Here is a 23,445-nt window from a genome sequence, read left to right on the forward strand (position 1 = left end):
CGCGTCAGCGCTTGCGGTAAACCCAGACACGGGCGGGTGGGACGTTCATCCAGATCCGCTCGGAGCCCTCGGTCGACACGCCGGGCAGCGACTTCGGGATCGGAGGGGCCACCGAATAGGTGAATTGCACGAACGGCGCGCCGGGTTCGAGCAGCGTGAACGCATCGCGGATCAGTTTCATCCGCGTCAGCATCGGCTTGGTCACCAGCGGCAGACCGGACACGACCGCAGTTGCCGGGACCTCGAGCGCGTCCCACAGCGAGTCGCGCAGCCGGTAAGCATCGCCCTGCACGACTTTGGCGAGCGGAAAGCGCTCGCGCAGCAAGGCGCAGAACCCGGGATCAAATTCGAGCAAGACCAGACGTTTCTGGTCGACGCCATGCTCCACCAGCGCGCTGGTAATCGCGCCGGTCCCAGGCCCAAGTTCGACGACCGGCCCATCGGATTGGATGTCAACGTAACGCGCCATGGTCCGGGCGAGCAGCTTGCCCGACGGCATCACCGCGCCCATGTGCAACGGCTTCTCAATCCAGGAGCGCAGAAAGCGAACCTCGTCGACAAGCGGACGGGGCGGCTTCTTGAACGCGCGAACGGACGACTGCAAAGCCATTCAGCTACCAACCGGGAAAACGCGGCCCAGTGTCAAATTTTTGTTACATCAACAAGTATAGGCCACACCCAGGCCGGTCAAGTTAGACGACCGTCAGGGAGCGCTAGCGCGGGAGCCAAAGAATTCTTTGACCTTCGAGAAGAAACCCACGGCCTCGGGCTGGGTTTCGCCGGAGGACAATTTTTCGAACTCCGCCAGCAGTTCCTGCTGCTTCTTGGTGAGGTTCTGTGGCGTTTCGACGACCACCTGGACATACATGTCGCCGACCTGCCGCGAGCGCAGCACTGGCATGCCCTTGCCGGCGATGCGGAATCGGCGGCCTGTCTGCGTGCCCGACGGCACTTTGACCTTGGTCTTACCGCGATCGATCGTCGGCACTTCGAATTCGCCGCCGAGCGCCGCCGTCACCATCGAGATCGGCACGCGGCAATGCAGGTCGGCGCCGTCGCGCTGGAAGATGGCGTGGTTGGCCAGCGAGAGGAAAATATAGAGGTCGCCGGGCGGTCCGCCGCGCAGACCGGCTTCGCCTTCACCGGCCAGCCGGATCCGGGTGCCGTCTTCGACGCCCTGCGGAATGTTGACCGACAGCGTCCGCTCCTTGGTGACGCGGCCGGAGCCGGTGCAGGACGGGCAGGGGTCTTCGATGGTCTGGCCGCGGCCCTGGCAGCTCGGGCAGGTGCGCTCCAGCGTAAAGAAGCCCTGGGCCTGACGGACGCGGCCGGCGCCGCCGCAGGTCGAACAGGTCTTCGGCTTGGTGCCGGCCTTGGCACCGGTGCCGGAGCACGCTTCGCAGGTGACCGAGACCGGAATTTCGATCTGCGCGGTCTTCCCTTTGAAGGCGTCCTCCAGGGTGATTTCCATGTTGTAGCGCAGGTCGGCGCCACGCTCGCGGCCGGTGCCGCGGCCGCGCTGCGCCGCCATGCCGAACAGATCTTCGAAGATGTCGGAGAACGACGACGCGAAACCCGCGCCGAACCCGGCGCCGCCGCCGAAGCCGCCCTGCTCGAACGCGGCGTGGCCGTAGCGGTCATAGGCGGCGCGCTTATCGCCATCCTTGAGGACTTCGTAGGCTTCGTTGATCTCTTTGAACTTGATCTCGCACTGCGGGTCGCCCGGATTGCGGTCCGGGTGCCATTTCATCGCGAGCTTGCGGAAGGCGCTCTTCAGCGTCGAATCGTCGGCGTTGCGCTCGACTTCGAGGGTTTCGTAGTAGCAACGCTTGGTAGTGGACATCCGTCAAACCTGCTGGAATTCGACCCGTTTGGCTCCGGGTGCGTGCAGCTTTCATGCCGGTGAAAGAACCGTTCCGAGGGAGGGTCCGCCACGGCCGGCGCCCAATCCCGAAACGGGATCGATACGCCTTACAAGACAACCCCCACCTGATGACCGCGGATGGCGTTCCTCAGATGGGGGCATGGTCCACGTCGCGTAGTCTCCGTCGGAGGTGACTTACGCCGACTTCTTCTTGTCGTCGTCGACTTCGGTGAACTCGGCGTCGACCACGTCGTCCTTACCGGCCTGCTGCGCGGCGCCGCCGGCTTCGGCCTGCTTGTACATCGCTTCGCCGAGCTTCATCGAAGCCTGCGCCAGCGTATTGCTCTTGGTCTTGATCGCCTCGGCGTCGTCGCCCTTCAGCGCTTCGCGTAGATCGCTCAGCGCGTCTTCGATGCTGCGGCGCTCGCCTTCGTCGATCTTCGAACCATGCTCGGCCAGCGCCTTCTCGGTGGAGTGCACCAGCGCGTCGGCGTGGTTCTTGGCGTCGACCGCTTCGCGGCGCTTCTTGTCTTCGGCCGCGTTGGCTTCGGCGTCCTTGACCATCTTGTCGATCTCGGAGTCGGACAGACCGCCAGAAGCCTGGATGCGGATCTGCTGCTCCTTGCCGGTCGCCTTGTCCTTGGCCGAGACGTTGACGATACCGTTGGCGTCGATGTCGAACGTCACTTCGATCTGCGGCATGCCGCGCGGTGCCGGCGGAATGCCCATCAGATCGAACTGGCCAAGCATCTTGTTGTCGGCCGCCATCTCGCGCTCACCCTGGAAGACCCGGATGGTGACCGCGTTCTGATTGTCTTCGGCGGTCGAGAACACCTGGCTCTTCTTGGTCGGGATCGTGGTGTTGCGATCGATGATGCGGGTGAACACGCCACCCAGCGTCTCGATGCCCAGCGACAGCGGGGTGACGTCGAGCAGCAGCACGTCCTTGACGTCGCCCTGCAGCACGCCGGCCTGGATCGCCGCGCCGATCGCCACGACTTCGTCCGGGTTGACGCCCTTGTGCGGCTCCTTGCCGAACAGCTGCTTCACCACTTCCTGGACCTTCGGCATGCGGGTCATGCCGCCGACCAGCACCACTTCGCTGATCTCACCGGCGGTGAGGCCGGCATCCTTCAGCGCCTTGCGGCACGGCTCGATGGTCTTCTGCACCAGATCGTCGACCAGCGCTTCGAACTTGGCGCGGGTCAGCTTCATGGTCAGATGCTTCGGACCGGACTGGTCCGCAGTGATGAACGGCAGGTTGATCTCGGTCTGCGTCGTCGACGACAGCTCGATCTTGGCCTTTTCGGCGGCTTCCTTCAGGCGCTGCAGCGCAAGCTTGTCCTTGCGCAGGTCGATGCCCTGCTCCTTCTGGAATTCGTCGGCGAGGTAGTTGACCAGACGCATGTCGAAGTCTTCACCGCCGAGGAAAGTGTCGCCGTTGGTCGACTTCACCTCGAACACGCCGTCGCCGATCTCCAGGATCGAGACGTCGAAGGTGCCGCCGCCGAGGTCGTACACCGCGATGGTGCCGGTCTTGGCTTTGTCGAGACCGTAGGCCAGCGCGGCCGCGGTCGGCTCGTTGATGATGCGCAGCACTTCGAGACCGGCGATCTTGCCGGCGTCCTTGGTGGCCTGGCGCTGGGCGTCGTTGAAGTACGCCGGAACGGTGATGACGGCCTGATCGACTTTCTGGCCGAGATGCGCTTCCGCGGTCTCCTTCATCTTCTGCAGAATGAAGGCCGAGACCTGCGAGGGCGAATAGGTCTTGCCGTCGGCTTCGACCCAGGCGTCGCCGTTGGAAGCCTTGACGATCTTGTAGGGGACGAGACCCTTGTCCTTCTCGACCATCGGGTCGTCGTAGCGGCGGCCGATCAGGCGCTTGACTGCGAAGAAGGTGCGCTCGGGATTGGTGACCGCCTGACGCTTCGCCGGCTGGCCGACCAGACGCTCGCCGTCGTCGGTGATCGCGACGATCGACGGGGTCGTGCGCATACCCTCGGCGTTCTCGATGACTTTGGCAGACTTACCATCCATTACGGCAACGCACGAATTCGTGGTGCCGAGGTCGATACCAATGACCTTTCCCATGGTGTTCACATCCTTCTTTTTGCGGCGAGTTGGACGGGCCCTGACGGCGCACCGGTCCAAACCCCCTAAGAAAATTCACTTGCTCGCGATTTGGCGGCGGTGAGCCTGATATAGGAGGGGGGGTCGGGTCCGCAAGGACCGTGGCGGCGTTTCGATCACGAAAACATGGGCTTTACGAATCGTTACGAACCGCCTGCATAGCGCGCTGCGGCGCGGCTTGCCGGGCTGGCGCGCGCAGCGCATCATCGCGGTCGCCGGCCGTCCGATTTGCAGCACCAAACCCGGTCGAACCCGACCAAACAACGGCCTCAATGCAGCCCCAGGACAACTCGCCATGAGACAGATAGCGCGCTTGTTTGCGATTGCCCTGCTGTCGGCCGCCGCGACCAACGCGGTCGCCGCCGATGCGGTTTACCCACGCGGCATCCGGGTCGGCATCGTGCCGATGCCGGGGCTGAACCAGTCCACGGCCTTCCTGGGCTTTGAGTCCGCCGACCAAGGCGTCAAGGTGCTGGTGTCCGAGCTGCCGGGGCCGGCGTTCGATCAGATCGACGCGGCCTTCAAAGCCGCGCCCGAAGGCTCGCTCGGCAACGTCAAGCCGGAGAAGATCGAGACCACCGCCGGCAACGGCTATTTCACCGCCGAAGATGCTGTGGTGGGGCCCGACAAGGTCCGCCGCTACTCGCTGATCGTGCCCGGCAGCAAGCTGTTTTCCGGCTACGTCGCCGTCCAGGTGCCGGCCACCGAGGCCAAGACCTACTCGGACGAGGCCGTCAAGAAGATGCTGTCGTCGGTGTCGGTGCGGCAGCAGGTGCCGGTCGACGAGCAGGTCGCGCAGATGCCGTTCAAGATCCGCGAGCTCGGCGACTTCAAGACGGTGCGGACGCTGGCGCCCGGCGCTGCGCTGCTGCTGACCGACGGCAACGAAGAGGCGGTCGAGACCGGTCCTTTCATGGTTCTCGGACTGATCGGCTCGGTGCCGGAGAAGACCGACGACCGGGCCCGCTTCGCCCAGCAGGCGGCCGAAGCGATCCCCGGCGTGCGCGAGAGTAAAATCACGATGTCGGAGCCGATCCGGATCGACGGCGCACCCGGATTCGAGACCCGGGTCACCGGCGTCAGCGGCAAGGACAATACGCCGGTGACCGTGGTGCAGTGGCTGCGCTTCGGCAGCGCCAATGTGGCAATGCGGGTGATCGGCTCGTCGCCGAAAGACCAATGGGAAACCGCGTTTCCGCGCTTCCGCAAAGTCCGCGACGGTCTGCAACCGCGCTGATCAAATGAAAAACGACGCGCAGGCGGCGCGTCGTTTTTGTCACTCAGAACAACTTGAGGCTGATCAGCGGCGCGGCTCCGGCTCGCGCCGAAGCCGCAGCTCGCTCAGTTGACGCTGCCGGTCTCGCTGCCACCGTCGCTCGGCGCCGCCTTGGCGCCGCCCTTGGCGACACCGACCAGCGCCGGACGCAGCACACGGTCACCGATCGTGAAGCCGGCCTGAACCACCTGCACCACGGTGCCGGCCGGTACCGACGGATCCGGCACTTCGTACATTGCCTGCTGGAAGTTCGGATCGAACTTCTGGCCCTTCGGGTCGAACTTCTTGACGCCGTTCTTTTCCAGCGCGTTGAGCAGCGAGCGTTCGGTCAGCTCGACACCCTCGATCAGCGCCTTCAGACCAGGCTCGGCATTGGCGCGGGCGTCGGCCGGCACCGCGTCGAGCGCACGCTGCAGATTGTCGGCGATATCGAGCACGTCGCGCGCGAACGAGGTCACCCCATAGGTGCGCGCGTCGGCGACTTCCTTCTGGGTCCGCTTCCGCAGATTCTCCATTTCGGCGAGCGTCCGCAGCATCTTGTCGCGCGCGTCCGCAGCCTCGCGCACCAGTGCCTCGTTCGATCCTTCTTCCGGGTCGTCCGGCATGATGTACGGCTTGGAAACGACCGGATCGGCGGCGGCCTGCGCCGTGTCCTGGTTGTTGTCCTTCTGTCCATCAGTCTCGGTCATCACGCTACCTTCTTGAAAAATCTCTGGATCGTTACGGGAGAGCTGGCCGGGATATCGTGGTTTGCGGCGCGAAAATCAAGTTTCGGAAAATCAGCCGCCGAGCATCCGGCTGACGATCCGCGCGGTGTAATCGACCATCGGGATCACCCGCGCATAGTTCAGCCGTGTCGGGCCGATCACGCCGAGCACGCCGACGATGTGGCCGGCGCCGTCGCTATAGGGCGCGATGATGGTGGACGAGCCCGACAGCGAGAACAGCTTGTTTTCCGAGCCGATGAAGATCCGTACGCCATCGGCGCTTTCGGCGCGGCCGAGCAGATCGATCACCCCGCGCTTGGTCTCGAGATCATCGAATAAGAGCCGCACCCGCTCCAGGTCATCGAGCGCGTGCAGGTCTTCGAGCAGATTGGCGTGGCCGCGCACGATCAGCTGGCGATCCTCGCCGTCACCGCCGGACCAGCTGGCGATGCCCGCCGCGATGACCTTCTGGGTGAGCTGATCGAGCTCGGCCTTGTTCTGAACCATCAGCGATTCGAGCTCGAGCCGGGCTTCGGCCAGCGTCCGGCCGCGAATCCGCGCGTTGAGATAATTGGCCGCTTCGATCAGCGCCGACGATGGCACCCCGGGCGGCAACGTCAGCACGCGGTTCTCGACCTGTCCGTCTTCGGCCACCAGGATCACCAGCGCACGCTCAGGCTCCAGCCTGACGAATTCGATGTGCTTGAGCCGGACGTTGGCCTTGGCGGTCAGCACCACCGCGGCTGCGCGCGTCAGGCCGGACAGCCGCGTCAACGCCTCGCCGAGCGCGGCTTCGACCGTGTGGGCCCGCCCCACTGACGAAAGCTGCGCCTGGATCGACTGCCGCTCCGGCTCGGTCAGGTCGCCGACCTGCATCAGGGCGTCGACGAAGAATCGCAGGCCGAGTTCGGTCGGCAGCCGGCCGGCCGAGGTGTGCGGGGCGTAGATCAGGCCGAGCTGTTCGAGATCGGCCATCACGTTGCGCACCGAAGCCGGCGACAGCGGGACGGAAATCAGACGTGAAATGTTGCGGGAGCCCACCGGCTCACCGGTCGCGAGATAGCTTTCGACGATCTGACGAAAAATCTCCCGCGAGCGCTCGTTGAGCTGGGCAAGGCCGGCATTGGGCGCGATCAGGCCGATCGGGTCGTGCTGAGCCAAATTGTCCTCCGTAATCCCCTTAATTTGTCGTCGCTTCGGCCCGGTTACAAGCGGGGAGCGCATGGCTTTGGCCCGCAACCCTTGCCGCTGCGGCTGCGGCCCCCTAAAAGCACCGCAACATTGTTCTTCCCCCTGCCATAGATGGAGGTCCCCCATGCGGCCGAGCCGCCGTGCGCCCGACGAATTGCGCGCCGTGTCGCTGGAACGCGGCGTCGTCAAATATGCCGAGGGCTCCTGCCTGGTGAAGTTCGGCGACACCCATGTGCTGGTGACCGCCACCCTGGAAGAGCGGCTGCCACCGTGGCTGAAGGGGCAGGGCCGCGGCTGGGTGACGGCCGAATACGGCATGCTGCCGCGCGCCACCCTGGAGCGCACCCGCCGCGAAGCCTCGGCCGGCAAGCAGAACGGCCGGACCGTGGAGATTCAGCGCCTGATCGGCCGCTCGCTGCGCACAATCGTCGATCTCGAGGCGCTCGGCGAACGCCAGATCACGGTGGACTGCGACGTGCTGCAGGCCGACGGCGGCACCCGCACCGCCTCGATTACCGGCGCCTGGGTGGCGCTTGCGGACTGCCTGAACTGGATGAAGGCCCGCAACATGATCAAGGGCCAGGTGCTCCGCGACAACGTCGCGGCGATCTCCTGCGGCATCTACAACGGCACGCCGGTGCTGGACCTCGACTACGCAGAGGATTCCGAGGCCGAGACCGACGCCAACTTCGTGATGACCGGCGACGGCCGTCTGGTCGAAGTGCAGGGCACCGCGGAACGCACCCCGTTCTCGCAGGACGAGTTCCTGCAGCTGATGGCGCTGGCGCAAAAGGGCGTCGCCCGGCTGGTGGACCTGCAGAAAATGGCGGTTGGGTGAGTCATTCCTGCCACTTCTTTGCAACGCGAGCTGAGCTAGGCTGACATCGCCATGCATCGTCGAATCACCGGCAAGCTCGTGATCGCCACCCACAATCCCGGCAAGCTGGCCGAGATGCGAGAGCTCTTGGCGCCTTACGGCATCGAGGCGATCTCCGCCGGCGAACTCGGCCTCGCCGAGCCGGACGAGACCGGCGACAGCTTCCAGGCCAATGCCCGGATCAAGGCCGAAGCCGCCGCCAAGGCCGCGCAGCTGCCGGCGTTTGCCGACGATTCCGGCCTTGCGGTGGATGCGCTCGACGGCGCTCCCGGGATCTATTCGGCCCGCTGGGCCGGGGATTCGAAGGATTTTGGCGGCGCGATGGCGCGGATCGAACGGCTGCTGCAGGAACGCGGCGCCACCGCGCCGGATCAGCGCCGCGCCTATTTCGTCTCGGCGCTGTGCGTTGCCTGGCCGGACGGGCATATCGAAGAGGTCGAAGCCCGCGCCGACGGAACTTTGGTTTGGCCGCCGCGCGGCACCGCCGGCTTCGGCTATGACCCGGTGTTCCTGCCCGAGGGTCACAGCCGCACCTTCGGCGAGATGACCAGCCTCGAAAAACACGGCCTGCCGCCGCTCGGCCTCGGTCTGTCGCACCGCGCCAAGGCGTTCGTCAAACTGGCGGAGATCTGCCTTGCGGGCTAGCTCCGACCCAGCTTTCGGCGTCTACGTGCACTGGCCGTTCTGCCTGTCGAAGTGCCCGTATTGCGACTTCAACAGCCACGTCCGCCACGCCGCGATCGACGAGGAGCGGTTCGCCCGCGCGTTTGCGCGTGAGATCGCCACCACCGCCGAGCGGATCGGGCCGCGTCAGGTGAGCTCGATCTTTCTCGGCGGCGGCACGCCGTCCCTGATGCAACCGTCGACGGTGGCGGCAATCCTGGACGCGATCGCCCGGCACTGGCAGGTCGCGCCCGACGCCGAAGTGACGCTCGAAGCCAACCCGACCAGCGTCGAGGCGACGCGGTTTCGCGGCTATCGCGCCGCCGGCGTCAACCGCGTCTCGCTCGGCGTGCAGGCGCTCGACGACGCCTCGCTGAAGGCGCTCGGACGCTTGCATTCGGCCGAAGAGGCCTTGAATGCGGTGGCGATCGCCAAGTCGGCATTCGACCGCTACTCGTTCGACCTGATCTACGCGCGGCCGGGACAGACCGCGGCGATGTGGGAGGCCGAACTGCGCTACGCGATCGGCGAGGCCGCCGAGCATCTGTCGCTGTATCAACTCACCATCGAGCCCGACACGCCGTTCTATTCGCTGCACAAGGCCGGCAAGCTGCCGACGCCGGACGAGACCGAGGCGCGGGCGCTGTACGACGTCACGCAATCAGTTTGCGCCGAACTCGGTCTGCCGGCCTACGAGATTTCCAACCACGCCCGCCCGGGCGCGGAGTGCCGGCATAATCTGATCTATTGGCGCGGCCAGGAATATGCCGGGATCGGCCCAGGCGCCCACGGCCGGCTCGATATCGGTGCGGCGCGCTACGCCACCGCCACCGAGAAACGTCCCGAGAGCTGGCTGATGCGCGTGGAAGCCACCGGCGACGGGCTGATCGCCGACGAACGCCTCACCAGCGAAGAACGCGCCGACGAATTCCTGCTGATGGGGCTGCGGCTCGCCGAAGGCATCGATCCGCAGCGCTATCAGCTACTGTCCGGCCGCCCGCTCGATCCGTCGCGGATCGCGCTGCTGCGCGAAGAGGGCGCGATCGCGGTCGACGCCGACGGCCGTTTGCGCGTGACGCAAGAGGGCTTCCCGGTGCTGGACGCCGTGGTGGCCGATCTGGCGGCCTAGCGGACTATGCGCCGATCTCGAGCGATGTGATGCCATCCTCGCCGAGACCGAACCGATAAGTCAGCCGCGCGGGACTGCCCGGAAAATCGCCTGCGACACGGGCCGTCACGATCGCGGTCTGTGCAGCCCGTTCGATCGTCAGTGGCTCCATCTGCATCTGATAATTGTCGAGTGCCGCGCGCTTCCAGTCCGCGATCGCTTCGCGCCCACGATGGATCTTGCCCTCGTCGCGGACCTCGGCATCGGCGGCAAAGGCCGCTGCAACATCCTGCACCGCCCGTGCATTGGAGGCGACGAAATAGGCTTCGATCGGTGCGGGAAGGGAAACCGTCATGGGGACCTCGCTCAACTCTCGAAAGCGCCGCAGGATTGCGACGTGACAGAGCTGGCAATAGGCTGCGGCCATGGCAAGAACGCACGAAAAGGTCGGTGACTTACCTCGAAGTAACCCAGCCCACACGCCGCTGACCGCCGCGCAGGGAATCGCGGCCGGCTTCCGGCTCCTCGAGGGGCGCTGGAAAATCCTGATCCTGTTTCATCTGTTCGGCGGCCGCGTCTTGCGGTTCTCCGAACTGGAGCGCTCGATCCCCGACGTCTCGCAGAAGATGCTGGCCCAGCAACTCCGGCAACTGGAGGCCGACGGCATCGTGGCCCGAACGGTGTATCCGGAAGTACCGCCGAGAGTGGAATATCACCTCACCGATTGGGGGCAGTCACTTTGCCCCGCGCTCGACGCCCTGCTGGGCTGGGTGGAGCAGAAGCCCTGAGGCGCTGACGTTGGTTGTCAGGCGCCGAAGCTCTTCGGCGAGCCGGCAACCGCCTGAGCACCGCCGCTGGCGACCTTCATCACCGCAAGGCCGCGCTCGTTGGTGCCATCGGCCCTGAACCTGAACAGCCCGTCGATGCCGGCAAAGCCGGACGGATTGGTCAGCGTTTCGGCCGAAAACCGCTGCGGGCCCTGGGTGCGGGCAAGCGCCGCCACCAGTGCGACGCCGTCATAAGCGAGCGTGGCGGTGCGGACAGGATCCTGGCCGTAGCGGGCGCGATAGCGGCCCGCGAACGCCCGGAAGCCGGACGGATCGGGCGCCGCAAACAGGCCGCCTTGCAGGCTCTGCGTGGCGAATACCCGCGGATTGTCCCACAGCCCGGTGCCGAGCAGCTGCACCCGCTTCAGATCGGCGCCGGCAGCCCCGAGCGCATCGGCCACCGCGGCCAGCGCGTCGCCATCATCGGCGAGCAACAGCGCATCGGCACTGGCAAGAGAGGCCGCGATGGTCCGCGCCGGACCGGCACGGTCGGCACCGTATTTTTCGAACGCGACGATGCGGCCGCCCTTTTGGCTGGTGATCTGCTTGAACGCAGCTTCGACCACCGCGCCGTAGGCGTTCTCGGGCAGCAGCGCCGCATAGGACCGCTTACCGATGCTGCCGGCATAGCCGATGATGCGGTTGACGTCGGACTCCGGCAGGAAGCTGAGCAGAAACACGCCGCGACCGGCGACACTGGAGTCGGTCGAGAACGCGATCACCGACACGCCGCGGGCGCGGGCCGCCTGCGCGGCAGCCGGCACCGATTGGGCGAACAGCGGCCCGAGAATGATCTCGGCGCCTTCGTCCAGCGCCTGCTGGGTCGCGGTCTGTGCACCGGTCGGATTGCCGGCGTCGTCCTTGATCAGGAGCTGAACGTCCGGATTGCGGAATTCGGCGAGCGCCATTTCGGCGGCGTTCTTCATCGACTGTGCGGCGAGCCCGGCGTTACCCGGCGCCGACAGCGGCAGCACCAGCCCGACCTTGACCCGGCCGTTGCCGACCGCAGCCGGCTGCTGCGCCGGTCCGGCGGCAGGCTGTTGCTGGCCGAACTGATCGCTCAGGCTTTGCTGGACGCCGGAGCAGGCGCTCAGCAGCGGCGCTCCGAGGAGCAGGCCCAGCGCGGTGCGGCGGGTGGTTCGCAACGGTTTCGTGTGTGGATCGTGCAAGCTTGCCATGCCATCTCTTGCAGCGGTCCGGCGGGTTGCCGGATCCCGTGTCGTCCTCCGTACGATCGGCCTTTCGGCCTTTGACGGAAGATTTCATCACAATGTCGGCCAATGAATAACCGGGCCAAAAGGTTTATGCTCATTACGAGCGCCGGACAAATCACCGTGCCGTCGTTTTCAACCTTTCCTCTGCCATCCTGCCGTCCAGGCCGATCAAGTTAGTGACGATGCGCGTCAAACCAGACATTTCAGCACCGCCGCCCGCAGCCGCGGAACCGGAGGCACGAACGTTTCTGGTCGCCGGCCAACGTCTGGCCGCCCCGCGTATCGCACCGGGACTGCATCTCGTCGCCACCCCGATCGGTCATCTCGGCGACATCACGCTACGTGCGCTGGAAACGCTCGCCGGTGCCGATCTGATCGCGTGCGAAGATACACGAATTACCCACCGCTTGCTCGAACGATATGGCATCTCGGCGCGGCTGAAGCCTTACCACGAGCACAATGCCGCGCAGGCGCGTCCGAAGCTTTTGGAGATGCTGGCGCAGGGCCGGTCGGTCGCGCTGGTCTCCGATGCCGGTACGCCGCTGATCTCCGATCCCGGCTACAAGCTGGTGCGCGAGGTGTACGCCGCCGGACATCAAGTGATCGGACTACCCGGCGCGTCAGCCGTCTTGGTTGCCCTGTCGCTCGCCGGCCTGCCGACCGACCGGTTCTTCTTCGACGGCTTTCTGCCTTCCAAACAGGGAGCCCGCCGCACGCGGCTCGGTGAGCTGGCGTCGATCGACGCGACGCTGGTGCTGTTCGAGGCCGGCAGCCGAATTCAGAACTCGGTACATGATCTTGCTGACCTGCTCGGCGCGACGCGCGAGGCGGCGATCTGCCGCGAACTCACCAAACTGCATCAGGAGGTACGACGCGCCACGCTCGGCGAGCTCGCCACGCAGGCCGACACGATGGAGACGCGCGGCGAATTCGTCGTGGTGATCGGGCCACCCGATCCGGCCTCACGCGTGATGAGCGATGACGACCTCGACCGCTGGCTGAACCAAGCTCTAACAAACCACAGCGTCAAGGACGCGGTCGCGCAGGCGGTCGAACTCTCCGGCCGTCACAAGCGCGAGATCTACGCGCGCGCATTGGAGCTGTCGCGGCAACGCGAGGCCGACGATGGCGAAGACTGATCGTTCGCAACCTTCCGTGCTGGCGCGCATCGCAGCGTTTCGCACCGGGCTGTCGGCTGAAGCCAGCGCGGCCGATTATCTCGAACGACAAGGCTACCGGATCCTGGCGCGACGCTTCAAAACCCGCTGCGGCGAGATCGATCTGGTGGCGCAGCGCGACGCGCTGGTGGCGTTCGTCGAGGTGAAGGCACGCGGCAATGTTGACGATGCCGCCTACGCGGTGACACCGCGGCAGCAGAGCCGCATCGTTGCGGCCGCCGAAGCATGGCTGAGCCGGCATCCCGAACACGCGATGAGCGAGCTGCGCTTCGACGCCATCCTGATTGCCCCCAACACAGCGCCTCGGCATCTGCCCGGCGCGTTCGACGCCACGCCATGAGCCCGGCTGCTTGACCAAGCCGCCGCCACCCCGCATCGTCACCGCCGCTCTGCCAACCTCGGAACACACGATATGACATTGAAGGTCGCCGTCCAGATGGACCCCATCGCGCGGATCAACATCCGCGGCGATTCGACGTTCGCGTTGCTACTCGAAGCGCAGGCTCGCGGCCACGCGATCTCGTACTTCACACCGGACAAGCTGTCGCTGCGCGGCAACGACGTCGTCGCCTCGGTGCAGAGCCTGAAAGTGCGCGATCAGGAAGGCGATCACTTCACCCTGGGTGAACCGACCCGCGTCGATATGCGTAGTTACGACGCGGTGCTGCTGCGGCAGGATCCACCGTTCGACCTCGCCTACATCACCTCGACCCACCTACTCGAGCGGATTCATCCGTCGACGCTGGTGGTCAACAATCCGGCCAGCGTGCGCAACGCGCCGGAGAAATTGTTCGTGATGGATTTTGCCGAATTGATGCCGCCGACGCTGATCAGCCGCGATAAGGATGAGATCAACGCCTTTAGGGCCGAGCACGGCGCGGTGGTGATGAAGCCGCTGCACGGCCATGGCGGCGCGGCGGTGTTTCGGGTGCTGCCGCAGGACATCAATTTCGGCTCGCTCTACGACATGTTCGCGGTCACGTTCCGCGAGCCGTGGGTGATCCAGCGCTTCCTTCCCGAGGTGAAGCACGGCGACAAGCGCATCATCCTGGTCGACGGCGAATTTGCCGGCGCGGTGAATCGCGTGCCGGCTGAAGACGATCTGCGCTCCAACATGGTCCGCGGCGGCGCCGCGGCGGCGACCGAATTGTCGCCGCGCGAGCGCGAGATCTGCGCGACACTCGGGCCAAAGCTGCGTGAGCGCGGGCTGTTATTCGTCGGTATTGACGTAATCGACGGCTACCTGACCGAAATCAACGTCACCTCGCCGACCGGTATCCGTGCGGTGGCACGGCTCGGCGGGCCAGACATCGCGGCGAAGATCTGGGACGTGATCGAGGCCAAGCGCGCCTGATCTGCTGCCGGGAGCACGGCTGAGGCAACGTCGCCCTTGCCAGTCGGCAAAGGTGGCCGCACAACTACGAGGATCGTCCACTATGCGGACGTCCGCGGGATCTGCCGCGACGTGGACGCATGGTGAAAGCGGCAGCGGTAAGCTAATGATGTTAGGTCGGACGGCGGCAGGCACATGGCCCCGCTGTTCCTGGTAATGGGATCAGAGGTAGCGACGGTATGATCGTCGGCGAAGATCAGCATTGGGGACGGCGGGCGCTGGAATTTGTCGATTCCGTCGAGCGGCTCGAAGCGCCCGCGCTGATCAGCCGGTTTGAATCGCTGATCGCGAGCTGCGGTTTTACCGCCTACATCATGGCCGGCTTGCCGTCGCGAAACGCCGGACTGCCCGAACTGACGCTGGCGAACGGCTGGCCGCGCGACTGGTTCGATCTCTATGTCAGCGAGAATTTCAGCGCGGTCGATCCGGTGCCGCGCCATGGCGCCACCACGGTTCATCCTTTCGTATGGTCCGAGGCGCCTTACGATCGCGACCGCGATCCGGCCGCCCACCGGGTCATGACCCGCGCGGCGGACTTCGGACTGGTCGAGGGTTATTGCATCCCGCTGCACTATGACGACGGCAGCGCGGCGATCAGCATGGCCGGTCGGGAGCCCGACCTCAGTCCGGCGGCCCGCGGCGCGATGCAGCTGGTCAGCATCTACGCACATAGTCGGCTGCGCGCACTCAGCCGACCAAAGCCGATCCGGCGCAACCGGCTCACGCCGCGCGAGTGCGAGATCCTGCAGTGGGCGGCCCAGGGCAAGACCGCCTGGGAAATCTCGATGATCCTCTGCATCACCGAGCGCACCGTGAAATTTCATCTGATCGAGGCGGCCCGCAAGCTCGATGCCGCCAACCGCACCGCGGCCGTCGCCAAGGCATTAACACTCGGCCTGATCCGTTTGTGACCTGTCCGATCGGACAGTAGTTCGGTTCCCGTTCGCACCTGCACTGTTCCCGCCTGCAGACCCGCTGCAGGAGGGGAATTTCATCATGCAGGTTCATGTCATCCGTCGAGAGAACCGCGCGCTCTATGCCGGTCTGCTCGACAAGTACTTCCGCATCCGTCACCAGATCTACGTCGTCGAGCGCGGCTGGAAGGAGCTCGATCGGCCGGACGGCCGCGAGATCGATCAGTTCGACACCGAGGACGCCGTGTATCTGCTCGGCGTCGACAATGACGACATCGTCGCCGGGATGCGGATGTTGCCGACCACGTCACCGACGCTGCTCAGCGACGTCTTCCCGCAGCTTGCGCTGGCCGGCCCGGTGCGGCGGCCGGATGCCTACGAGCTGTCGCGGATCTTCGTGGTGCCGCGCAAGCGCGGCGAACATGGCGGCCCGCGGGCCGAAGCCGTGATCCAGGCGGCCGCGATGGAATACGGCCTGTCGATCGGCCTGTCGGCCTTCACCATCGTGCTGGAGACCTGGTGGCTGCCGCGGCTGGTGGACCAGGGCTGGAAGGCCAAGCCACTCGGCCTGCCTCAGGACATCAACGGCTTCTCGACCACCGCGGTGATCGTCGACGTTGATGACGACGCCTGGGTCGGCATCTGCAATCGCCGCGCGGTGCCCGGCCCGACGCTGGAATGGCGCGGGCTCGAAGCCATCCGTCGTCATTCGCTTCCGGAATTCCAGGTGATTTCATGAACGCCCCTTCCAAACCGCGCGGCGCCCGGCCGATCACCCTGAACCCACCGCTGAAGCAGCACGCAGTCTGCATCGACGCGCTGGCCTCGACCATCAACCGCGCCATCGAGCAGGCAGAAGAGCTCGGCATTTCGTCGGCGGTCCAACTGCTGATGATGGCGCGGCTCGAGGTCGACCTGACCGAAATCGCGCTCGAAAGCCGCACCAAAAGCAGTGCCTGACAGCGCGCCGGCGGGCGAATGCCCGCCGGTTTGTTCCCTTAATGTTCTTGCGCAGGGACTGCGCCGCGGTTAGCCTCGTTGCTCTGCGGAGAGGGCGTTATGGTCCAGCACGTATCCACCGTAGCGTTCGAAGGCATCGAGGCGCGCAGCGTCGACGTCCAAGTGCAGGTGTCGCCGGGGCTCCCGGCCTTCGCCATGGTCGGGCTGGCCGACAAGGCCGTGTCGGAAGCGCGCGAACGGGTGCGATCGGCGCTGATCGCCTCGGGCCTGGCGCTGCCGGCGCGGCGGATCACCGTCAATCTCGCTCCCGCCGATCTGCCCAAGGAGGGCAGCCATTACGACCTGCCGATCGCGCTCGGCCTGATGGCGGCGATCGGCGCCATCCCGGCCGACGCGCTCGAAGGCTTCACGGTCCTCGGCGAGCTCGGGCTCGACGGCTCGATCGCGCCGGTGGCCGGCGTCTTGCCGGCCGCGATCGCCGCCAATGCGCGCGAGCACGGCCTAATCTGCCCGGCGACCTGCGGCTCCGAAGCAGCCTGGGCGAGCCCTGACATCCAGATCATCGCGGCCAGCTCCCTGATCCAGATCGCCAATCACTTCAAGGGCTCGCAACTGCTCGGGCGGCCGCAGCCGCGGGTCCGGGAAGCCGAAGCGTCGATGCTCGACCTGCGCGACATCAAGGGCCAGGAGAGCGCCAAGCGCGCGCTCGAAATTGCCGCGGCCGGCGGGCATCACCTCCTGATGATCGGAGCGCCGGGGGCCGGCAAGTCGATGCTGGCGGCGCGGCTGCCGTCGATCCTGCCGCCGCTGTCACCGGCCGAGCTGTTGGAAGTCTCGATGATCGCCTCGGTCGCCGGCGAAATCCGCGATGGCGCACTGACGGCCCGGCGGCCATTCCGTGCACCTCACCACTCCGCCAGCATGGCGGCGCTGACCGGCGGCGGCATCAAGGCGCGGCCGGGCGAGATTTCACTGGCGCATCAAGGCGTATTGTTTCTCGACGAGCTGCCGGAGTTCGATCCGCGCGTCCTGGATTCGCTGCGCGCACCGCTCGAAACCGGCGAAGTCGCCGTGTCGCGTGCCAATCACCGCGTCACCTATCCGGCGCGGGTGATGCTGGTGGCGGCGATGAACCCGTGCCGCTGCGGCCACGCCTTCGAACCGGGCTTTGCTTGCAAGCGCGGCCGGATCGATCGTTGCACCTCGGACTATCAATCCCGCATCTCCGGTCCGTTGATGGACCGCATCGATCTGCGGATCGAAGTGCCGGCGGTGAGCGCCGCCGACCTGATCCTGCCGCCACCGGCCGAAGGCTCGGCTGAAGTTGCGGCGCGGGTGGCCGCGGCACGCGAGGTACAGCGGACGCGCTACGCCTCGATCGGGCTGCCGCAGATCCGCACCAATGCGGAAGCGCCGGCCGCGGTGCTGGAAACAACGGCACAGCCGGATTCGACCGGGCTGAAACTACTGCACGAGGCCGCCGAAACCATGCGGCTGTCGGCGCGCGGCTATCACCGCGTGCTGCGGGTCGCCCGCACGCTGGCCGATCTCGACGGCTGCGACCGTATCGGCCGCGTCCATCTGGCCGAAGCATTGTCGTATCGCGCGTTGGCCGACGATCAGCGTCGCGCGGCGTGAGCGCCGTTAACGCGCTATCAACTCTGTTATTAGCACCGACGCCGTCCTGTGCCACTTTCAACCGGATGGCAGCACCCCAAGCGCATGTTTCTGCGTTGCCGGACAACGGCAAATGGTGGAGCGGCGATGGCGGGAAAGCTGCGGATCAGATCGAGGCTGCGTCTGTTGGCGCGCCGGCATCCGCGCATCGCGATGGCGGGCCGCGCCGTGACGGCGTTTTCCGCCGGGTTTGGCGGTGCCTACGGGTTGCTGTTCGGCAGCGGGCCGGAGATCTCCGGCTACGATCCGCATGCGTTTGCGATCGGCACCAGCTTCCTGTTCGCCTTGGCCTGCCTGGCGCTGGCGATCCAGACGATGCGGCTGCGGCGGATGCGGAGCCGCCTGCGCCTGCTCACCGATCTGCGTGACACAGCGACGGCGAGCCCGCCGGAGCATGGCGGCCGAACTGCCGTGGCTGAACCTCGCGACAGCGCTGGGGCGGACAGCCGCGCCAAGTCGCGGCTGCTGGCGATGGCGTCGCACGAGATCCGCACCCCGCTGAACGGCATCATCGGCATGAGCCGGCTGTTGCTCGATACGCCGCTCAGCCCCGAACAGACAACTTACGCCAAGGCCGTGAAAACCTCCGGCGAGGCGCTGCTGGCACTGACCGACGAACTGCTCGATTACGCACGCGTCGAGGCCGGCAAGATCGAACTCGACGCAAAGCCGTTCGCGCTCGGCGGCCTGATCGAAGACGTGGCCGAACTCCTGGCGCCGCGCGCACAGGCGCGCGGGCTCGAGATCGCCGCCGATGTCGACGAACGGCTGCCGGCACGACTGATCGGCGACGCGGCCCGGCTGCGGCAGGTCCTGCTCAATTTGTGCGGCAACGCCATCAAGTTCACTGAATCCGGCGGCGTGGCGCTGATCGCCGAGCCGGGCGAGGCCGGCGAATTCCGCGTGATCGTCCGCGACACCGGAATCGGGATTGCGGCGGAAGCCCAGGCGCGGATTTTCCGTGAGTTCGAACAGGCCGACGCCGGCATCGCCCGCCATTTCGGCGGCACCGGTCTCGGCCTCAGCATCAGCGACCGCATCATCACGGCGATGGGTGGCCGCATCGCGCTCGACAGTCAGCCGGGGCAGGGGTCGACCTTCACCGTTACGCTGCCGCTCGTCGCTGCCGAAGACGGCAACGCCGGCTTTGCGCTGCCCGATCTACACGGCAGTTCGGTGATGATCGTCTCGCCGCACGGGGTCGAAGCGTCGCTGGCCGCGCGGCGGCTGGGGCGCTGGGGCGCCGAGACCTGCCTATGCGATGATATCGCCGCCGCGACGACACGTTTGCCGGAGCGCGACTGGCACGCGGTGCTGATCGATCATGCGTTCGGCCCAGGCGCAATCGAGACCCTGGCGCGCGCGGCTCAGCCGCGGGTGACCCATCGCCTGGTGATGCTGACCCCGGCGGCACGGCAGGAGCTATTACCGACTCTTCCAGCCGCATTCACCGGCTATCTGGTCAAGCCGCTACGCGCCGCCTCGCTGGCCACACGGCTCGGCGCACCGGTCGAGGTCGCGGCGCCGAGTATCGCGGACGGCGATCCGCCGACGCTGCAACATAGGCCGTCAGCCATCCCGGATAAGCCGCTCGCGATCCTGGTCGCCGAAGACAACGACATCAACGCGCTGCTGATTCGCGCGCTGCTCAACCGGCTCGGTCATCACGCCGAGATCGTCGGTGACGGCCGCCGTGCCGTCGAGGCGTGGGTCACTGCTGACAACACCGGTACACCATTCGATCTCGTGCTGATGGACGTGCAGATGCCGATCCTCGATGGGCTCGAAGCCGCCCGTCAGATCAGGACGCAGGAAGCCGAACGCACGAAGCCGCGGGTGCCCATCCTGGCGCTGACCGCCAATACCCTGGTGGAAGATCGCGACGCGTGCCTCGCGGCCGGGATGGATGGCTTCCTGATCAAGCCGGTCGATCCCGACAAGCTCGCCGAAATCCTGGCGAACGTATCCGTCGCGCATCAAACCGCCTGACACGGCAAGTAAATACCGAACGCGGCTGCTAACAACAAAGTCAGCCGCGATGTCATCGTTCGGCAATCATCGTGTCACATCGCTGTTGAACGGTCATGATTGTTGGTGCGATCAGGCCGCAGCGATTCCGTTACGGGACGGGTGCGGTCGCGAGGACGCCATGCACACCGACCATCTCGCCCGTTCGAAGAAATTCATTAAGCTGCTGCGCCCGGAGACCGCCGGAGCCGCCGCGCAAACCGCAATTACTTGGTTCAAGCCTGCGTCGAAGCTGGCCGAGACCGGCAAGCCGATCGGCCCGTCGCCGGCGACGCTGGGCCGCCTTGGCCCGCTCGAGGTTCGGCTCGCGCAGACCAAACAGGACGTCAAGCGCGCCCAGAAGCTGCGCTACCGGGTGTTCTACAAGGACGGCACCGCGATTGCCGACGCGCCCACCATGCTGGCGCGGCGCGACAAGGATGCGTTCGATCCAATCTGTGATCACCTCTTGGTGGTCGATCACGCCGCCAAGCCGTCGCTGAGCGGCAAGCAGCCGGTGGTCGGCACCTATCGGCTGCTCCGTCAGGATGTCGCCAATCGCAATGGCGGCTTCTACACCGAGAGCGAGTTCGATATCGGCGGACTGATCACCCGGCACCCGGAGCTGCGCTTCCTCGAACTCGGCCGCTCCTGCGTGCTGCCGCCGTATCGGAACAAGCGCACCGTCGAACTGCTGTGGCACGGCATTTGGACTTACGTCCGCCAGCACGGCGTCGACGTGATGCTCGGCTGCGCCAGCTTCGACGGCACCGATCCTGATCGCCTGGCGCTGCCGCTGTCGTTCCTGCATCACTACGCGCCGGCGCCGGAAGCCTGGCGCGCGCGCGCACATCCGTCGCGCTATGTCGAGATGAACCGGCTACCCAAAGAGGCGATCGACCAGAAGGCCGCGCTGCGCGAGCTGCCGCCGCTGATCAAAGGCTATCTGCGGCTCGGCGCCACGATCGGCGAGGGCGCGGTGATCGATTATCAGTTCGGTACCACCGACGTGCTGATCATCCTGCCGGTGTCGGCGATCAGCGCTCGCTACATCGAGCATTTCGGCGCGGATGCGTCGCGGCACGCGGCGTAGCAGGGTTCATCCACCCGACACGTCCGTCATTGCCGGGCTTGACCCGGCAATCCATCGTCTTCGAGAAAACACATCGTCACGCGCGCTTGCGTGCGCGATGGATCCGCGGGCCTTCGCCGCGCCGAAGCGGCTTCGGCCGCGCAGGCGGGTCAAGCCCGCGGATGACGCTGAGTAACCGGCGAAGACTACAACCTTCGCAGCGCCACCGAGTCCACCACGTGGTCGGCGCCCTTCTTCAGGATCAGCGTCGCGCGCGGGCGGGTCGGCAGGATGTTGTCTTCGAGGTTTGCGAGGTTTGTGCGTTCCCAGATCGCGATCGCGGTCGCGGTCGCCTCTTCGTCCGACAGCACTGCGTAGCGATGGAAGTACGACCGCGGATCGTGGAATGCGGTATCGCGCAGCGCCAGGAAGCGCCGGACGTACCAGTCGCGCAGCACCGGCTCGTCGGCGTCGAGATACACCGAGAAATCGAAGAAGTCGGACACCACCGGCACCGCCTTGCCGTCGCGCGGCAGCCGGCCGGTTTGCAGCACGTTGACGCCCTCGACGATCAGGATGTCGGGGCGGTCGATCACCGTAAACTTGTTCGGCACGATGTCGTAGGTGAGGTGCGAGTAGATCGGCGCCTTGACCTTGCGGCGGCCCGACTTGATGTCGGACAGGAAGCCGAGCAGCGCCGGCAGGTCGTAGCTTTCCGGAAAGCCCTTCTTCTGCATCAACCCGGCGCGCTCCAGCACCGCGTTGGGATGCAGGAAGCCGTCGGTGGTAACGAGATCGACCGTCGGGCGCGGCGACCAGCGCGCCAGCAGCGCCTGCAGCACGCGCGCGGTGGTCGACTTGCCGACCGCCACCGAGCCGGCGACGCCGATGATGAACGGCATCTTGCGCTCGACCACGCCGAGGAAGCGGCGCTGCGCGTAGTACAGCTGCTGCATCGCCGCGACGTGGATCGACAACAGCCGCGACATCGGCAGATAGATTTCTTCGACCTCGCTGAGATCGAGCCGGTCGTGCATCGAGCGGAGCGCCGCGACCTCGGCGGCATCGAGCGTCATCGGCGTGTCTTCACGCATGCTCGCCCATTCCGCCCGCGAGAACACCCGGTAGGGGTTGTAGTGGTGCAGATCCGACCTTGCGTCCATCTCGCGGGCCCTTCGCCTTGGTTTTGAGTGGCGGGATTTATTGTTATTGCGACCGCTTGCTGCGGCCGATGCCGTCAGTCGCGCTTGCGCGACGCCTTTTCCTCCAAGCCCGACATCGAGGTGCGCTGCGCCAGCGCGGCCTCGACTTCCTCAAGCTTCACGCCGCGCGACTTCAGCAGCACCAGCATGTGAAACAGCACGTCGGCAGTCTCGGAGATCAGATGGCCGCGATCGTTCTCGACCGCCGCGATCACCATCTCGACCGCCTCTTCGCCGAATTTCTTGGCGCAGTGCTCGGGGCCCTTGTCGAGCAGCTTCTTGGTGTAGGAGCTCTCGCCGCCGGACGCCGCGCGGGCATCGACCGTCGCGGCGAGATCATGAAGGGTGAAACGGGCCATACGCTAACTCTGCCGGTTCTTGGTGCGAGAGTACCGCCCCTCGCCGCGTTACGCTAGGGATCGAGCCGCATCGGCAGCCCGGCCTGGACCATATGATCCTTGGCCTGACGAATGGTGTACTCACCGAAATGGAAGATCGAGGCCGCGAGCACCGCGGTGGCGTGGCCTTCGCGGATGCCGTCGACCAGGTGGTCGAGATTGCCGACGCCGCCCGAGGCGATCACCGGGACGCCGACGCTGTCGGCGATCGCCCGGGTCAGCGGAATATCGAATCCGGACTTGGTGCCGTCGCGATCCATCGAGGTCAGCAGGATTTCGCCGGCACCGAGCGACACCACTTCCTGGGCGAATTCGATCGCGTCGATGCCAGTGCCCTTGCGGCCGCCATGGGTAAAGATCTCCCAGCGGTCGCGGCCCGGCACCCGCTTGGCGTCGATCGCCACCACGATGCACTGATCGCCGAACTTCTCGGCGGCTTCCTTGACGAACTCACGCCGCGCCACCGCGGCCGAATTGATCGAGACCTTGTCGGCGCCGGAGCGCAGCAGGGTCTTGATGTCGTCGACGGTGCGGACGCCGCCGCCGACCGTCACCGGCATGAAGCAGGCTTCAGCCGTCCGCCGGACCACGTCGAGCATGATGCCACGGTTCTCATGGGTGGCGGTGATGTCGAGAAAGCAGAGTTCGTCCGCGCCCGCAGCGTCATAGGCGATCGCCGCCTCGACCGGATCACCGGCGTCGCGCAGGTCGACGAAGTTGACGCCCTTGACGACTCGGCCGTCCTTGACGTCGAGGCAGGGGATGACGCGGACCTTGAACATCGCGG

24 protein-coding genes are annotated in these 23,445 nt (G+C 66.0%); 14 read left to right on the forward strand and 10 right to left on the reverse strand.

What is annotated here, in order from left to right; genetic code table 11:
- Positions 1–4: 4 nt before the first annotated feature.
- From VRZ08_RS11375 to dnaK, 3 genes are all read right to left on the reverse strand, one after another.
- Positions 5–610, reverse strand: coding sequence for a class I SAM-dependent methyltransferase (locus VRZ08_RS11375; RefSeq protein WP_107342571.1), 606 nt, complete (start codon positions 608–610; stop codon positions 5–7).
- Positions 611–703: 93 nt separating this feature from the next.
- A complete protein-coding gene (gene dnaJ, locus VRZ08_RS11380) occupies positions 704–1,843 on the reverse strand; it encodes a molecular chaperone DnaJ (RefSeq protein ID WP_011155902.1) in 1,140 nt (379 codons plus the stop codon).
- Positions 1,844–2,059: 216 nt separating this feature from the next.
- Positions 2,060–3,955 carry a molecular chaperone DnaK gene (gene dnaK, locus VRZ08_RS11385; protein WP_107342570.1) on the reverse strand — a complete coding sequence of 632 codons (1,896 nt, stop codon included), beginning with the start codon at positions 3,953–3,955 and terminating at the stop codon, positions 2,060–2,062.
- Positions 3,956–4,289: 334 nt separating this feature from the next.
- On the opposite strand from dnaK, the gene VRZ08_RS11390 reads away from it, so the two are divergent.
- Positions 4,290–5,231, forward strand: coding sequence for a hypothetical protein (locus VRZ08_RS11390; RefSeq protein ID WP_414532601.1), 942 nt, complete (start codon positions 4,290–4,292; stop codon positions 5,229–5,231).
- A 104-nt stretch (positions 5,232–5,335) separates the two neighbouring features.
- Here the strand turns inward: VRZ08_RS11390 and grpE are convergent, their stop codons facing one another.
- Positions 5,336–5,959, reverse strand: coding sequence for a nucleotide exchange factor GrpE (gene grpE, locus VRZ08_RS11395; RefSeq protein ID WP_107342568.1), 624 nt, complete (start codon positions 5,957–5,959; stop codon positions 5,336–5,338).
- A 90-nt stretch (positions 5,960–6,049) separates the two neighbouring features.
- Positions 6,050–7,138, reverse strand: a complete 1,089-nt coding sequence (gene hrcA, locus VRZ08_RS11400; RefSeq protein ID WP_107342567.1) for a heat-inducible transcriptional repressor HrcA — start codon at positions 7,136–7,138, stop codon at positions 6,050–6,052.
- Between the two features lie 154 nt (positions 7,139–7,292).
- Between hrcA and rph the strand changes: the two genes are divergently transcribed.
- The 3 genes from rph to hemW are packed head-to-tail and all read left to right on the forward strand — an operon-like array spanning position 7,293 to position 9,837.
- On the forward strand, positions 7,293–8,006 hold the full coding sequence (gene rph / locus VRZ08_RS11405) for a ribonuclease PH (RefSeq protein ID WP_011155897.1): 714 nt from the start codon (positions 7,293–7,295) through the stop codon (positions 8,004–8,006).
- 51 nt (positions 8,007–8,057) lie between these two features.
- Positions 8,058–8,690: an RdgB/HAM1 family non-canonical purine NTP pyrophosphatase gene (gene rdgB / locus VRZ08_RS11410; protein WP_414532602.1), complete on the forward strand. Its 633-nt coding sequence runs from the start codon at positions 8,058–8,060 to the stop codon at positions 8,688–8,690.
- A complete protein-coding gene (gene hemW, locus VRZ08_RS11415; protein ID WP_414532603.1) occupies positions 8,680–9,837 on the forward strand; it encodes a radical SAM family heme chaperone HemW in 1,158 nt (385 codons plus the stop codon). Before rdgB ends, hemW begins: the two co-directional genes overlap by 11 nt.
- Before the next feature lie 4 nt (positions 9,838–9,841).
- Here the strand turns inward: hemW and VRZ08_RS11420 are convergent, their stop codons facing one another.
- On the reverse strand, positions 9,842–10,243 hold the full coding sequence (locus tag VRZ08_RS11420; protein ID WP_414532604.1) for a nuclear transport factor 2 family protein: 402 nt from the start codon (positions 10,241–10,243) through the stop codon (positions 9,842–9,844).
- On the opposite strand from VRZ08_RS11420, the gene VRZ08_RS11425 reads away from it, so the two are divergent.
- Positions 10,242–10,604 carry a winged helix-turn-helix transcriptional regulator gene (locus VRZ08_RS11425; protein ID WP_107342563.1) on the forward strand — a complete coding sequence of 121 codons (363 nt, stop codon included), beginning with the start codon at positions 10,242–10,244 and terminating at the stop codon, positions 10,602–10,604. The genes VRZ08_RS11420 and VRZ08_RS11425 overlap by 2 nt on opposite strands.
- A gap of 17 nt (positions 10,605–10,621) precedes the next feature.
- Here VRZ08_RS11425 and VRZ08_RS11430 read toward each other — a convergent pair whose 3' ends face one another.
- Positions 10,622–11,821 (reverse strand): penicillin-binding protein activator, encoded by a 1,200-nt coding sequence (locus tag VRZ08_RS11430; RefSeq protein WP_263990251.1) that lies wholly within the window; start codon positions 11,819–11,821, stop codon positions 10,622–10,624.
- Between the two features lie 218 nt (positions 11,822–12,039).
- On the opposite strand from VRZ08_RS11430, the gene rsmI reads away from it, so the two are divergent.
- The 9 genes from rsmI (at position 12,040) to VRZ08_RS11475 (ending at position 21,079) form a co-directional block, all read left to right on the forward strand.
- On the forward strand, positions 12,040–12,996 hold the full coding sequence (gene rsmI, locus VRZ08_RS11435) for a 16S rRNA (cytidine(1402)-2'-O)-methyltransferase (protein WP_414532605.1): 957 nt from the start codon (positions 12,040–12,042) through the stop codon (positions 12,994–12,996).
- A complete protein-coding gene (locus VRZ08_RS11440; protein ID WP_011155891.1) occupies positions 12,983–13,375 on the forward strand; it encodes a YraN family protein in 393 nt (130 codons plus the stop codon). Before rsmI ends, VRZ08_RS11440 begins: the two co-directional genes overlap by 14 nt.
- A 72-nt stretch (positions 13,376–13,447) precedes the next feature.
- Positions 13,448–14,389 carry a glutathione synthase gene (gene gshB, locus VRZ08_RS11445; protein WP_414532606.1) on the forward strand — a complete coding sequence of 314 codons (942 nt, stop codon included), beginning with the start codon at positions 13,448–13,450 and terminating at the stop codon, positions 14,387–14,389.
- A gap of 218 nt (positions 14,390–14,607) precedes the next feature.
- Entirely contained in the window at positions 14,608–15,339 is a 732-nt protein-coding gene (rpaR, locus tag VRZ08_RS11450) for an HTH-type quorum sensing-dependent transcriptional regulator RpaR (RefSeq protein WP_164573425.1), read from the forward strand.
- 85 nt (positions 15,340–15,424) lie between these two features.
- Entirely contained in the window at positions 15,425–16,081 is a 657-nt protein-coding gene (gene rpaI / locus VRZ08_RS11455) for a 4-coumaroyl-homoserine lactone synthase (RefSeq protein ID WP_414532607.1), read from the forward strand.
- Positions 16,078–16,302, forward strand: a complete 225-nt coding sequence (locus VRZ08_RS11460; RefSeq protein WP_414532608.1) for a hypothetical protein — start codon at positions 16,078–16,080, stop codon at positions 16,300–16,302. The genes rpaI and VRZ08_RS11460 overlap by 4 nt, the downstream gene beginning before the upstream one ends.
- Before the next feature lie 99 nt (positions 16,303–16,401).
- The gene (locus tag VRZ08_RS11465; RefSeq protein ID WP_414532609.1) at positions 16,402–17,940 is read left to right on the forward strand and encodes a YifB family Mg chelatase-like AAA ATPase; all 1,539 of its coding nucleotides are present in this window, start codon (positions 16,402–16,404) and stop codon (positions 17,938–17,940) included.
- A gap of 126 nt (positions 17,941–18,066) precedes the next feature.
- Entirely contained in the window at positions 18,067–19,968 is a 1,902-nt protein-coding gene (locus tag VRZ08_RS11470; protein WP_414532610.1) for an ATP-binding protein, read from the forward strand.
- A gap of 160 nt (positions 19,969–20,128) precedes the next feature.
- Complete coding sequence (locus VRZ08_RS11475; RefSeq protein ID WP_414532611.1) at positions 20,129–21,079, forward strand: GNAT family N-acetyltransferase; 951 nt, start codon at positions 20,129–20,131, stop codon at positions 21,077–21,079.
- Positions 21,080–21,264: 185 nt separating this feature from the next.
- Here the strand turns inward: VRZ08_RS11475 and coaA are convergent, their stop codons facing one another.
- From coaA to hisF, 3 genes are all read right to left on the reverse strand, one after another.
- On the reverse strand, positions 21,265–22,221 hold the full coding sequence (gene coaA / locus VRZ08_RS11480) for a type I pantothenate kinase (RefSeq protein ID WP_011155883.1): 957 nt from the start codon (positions 22,219–22,221) through the stop codon (positions 21,265–21,267).
- A 74-nt stretch (positions 22,222–22,295) separates the two neighbouring features.
- A complete protein-coding gene (locus tag VRZ08_RS11485; protein WP_011155882.1) occupies positions 22,296–22,619 on the reverse strand; it encodes a phosphoribosyl-ATP diphosphatase in 324 nt (107 codons plus the stop codon).
- 53 nt (positions 22,620–22,672) lie between these two features.
- On the reverse strand, positions 22,673–23,440 hold the full coding sequence (hisF, locus tag VRZ08_RS11490; protein ID WP_011155881.1) for an imidazole glycerol phosphate synthase subunit HisF: 768 nt from the start codon (positions 23,438–23,440) through the stop codon (positions 22,673–22,675).
- Between the last annotated feature and the right edge of the window lie 5 nt (positions 23,441–23,445).

Origin of the sequence: Rhodopseudomonas sp. G2_2311, assembly GCF_047501505.1 — a bacterium.
Lineage (GTDB): Bacteria > Pseudomonadota > Alphaproteobacteria > Rhizobiales > Xanthobacteraceae > Rhodopseudomonas > Rhodopseudomonas palustris_H.